Raw genomic sequence first — 286 nt, forward strand, 5'->3', positions numbered from 1 at the left:
GCTGAATTCAGCGGGATATTTTACGATGGTCTTCACCGATATCTTCATCAAGCGTCCGGTCCTGTCGGTCGTCGTCAGCCTGCTGATCCTCCTGATCGGTCTGCGCGCCGCCAGCGTATTGCCGATCCGGCAATATCCGAAGCTGTCGAACACGGTGGTCAACATCATCACCTCATATCCGGGCGCGTCGGCTAACCTGATTCAAGGCTTCATCACCACGCCGATCGAGCAGGCGGTCGCTTCCGCCGAGGGCGTCGACTACATCACTTCCTCGTCGGTGCAGGGC

Annotated in this window: 1 protein-coding gene; it reads left to right on the forward strand. The window is 58.7% G+C overall.

From position 1 onward, the window contains the following. Positions 1-25: 25 nt before the first annotated feature. A partial coding sequence (locus QSV46_RS39455; RefSeq protein WP_314964057.1) for an efflux RND transporter permease subunit occupies positions 26-286 on the forward strand: 261 nt, incomplete at its 3' end.

Origin of the sequence: Bradyrhizobium cosmicum (assembly GCF_032290525.1) — a bacterium.
GTDB classification, from domain to species: Bacteria; Pseudomonadota; Alphaproteobacteria; order Rhizobiales; family Xanthobacteraceae; genus Bradyrhizobium; species Bradyrhizobium cosmicum_A.